This is a genomic window from Thermalbibacter longus (assembly GCF_023806485.1).
GTDB classification, from domain to species: Bacteria; Chloroflexota; Chloroflexia; order Thermomicrobiales; family Thermomicrobiaceae; genus Thermalbibacter; species Thermalbibacter longus.
The window spans coordinates 1-464 of record NZ_JAMSLR010000047.1; the positions used below are offsets into that span (position 1 = coordinate 1).

A 464-nucleotide genomic window follows, 5' to 3' on the forward strand; every position below is an offset into this window, starting at 1 on the left:
GTCCTTGCTCGGCAGGCACGCCACCAGCGCGCGCTTGGCCAGACGGCCGTGGCCGATCTCGCGCCGCTTCGGTGCGCCGACACGCCCCGTCTCGCCGGTGGCGAACGGCGGCATGTTGTAGTGCAGCATGAAGCGATCCTGGTATTCACCCGACAGCGCATCGATGATCTGCGCGTCGCGCTCGGTGCCCAGGGTGGCAATCACCAGCGCCTNCGATCGGACGCACGGTGCGCGTGTCGCGGCCGTCGATGCGCGGCTCGCCGTTGAGGATCTGCTGGCGCACGATGCGCGCCTCGATCTCGAACAGCAGGCCGTCGACCTTGACCTCGTCGAACGCGATGCCCTGCTCCGTCAAGCCGGCCTTCACCGCCGCATACGCCTCGCGCAGGGCTTGCGTGCGCGCCTGCTTGTTGCGGATCTGGTAGGCCGCGCGCAGGCGCGCCTCACCCAGCTCGCTGACCTTG

Annotated in this window: 1 pseudogene; it reads right to left on the reverse strand. The window is 69.5% G+C overall.

What is annotated here, in order from left to right:
* Positions 1–464 (reverse strand): annotated as a pseudogene (locus tag NET02_RS16385) (polyribonucleotide nucleotidyltransferase); the annotation flags it as partial.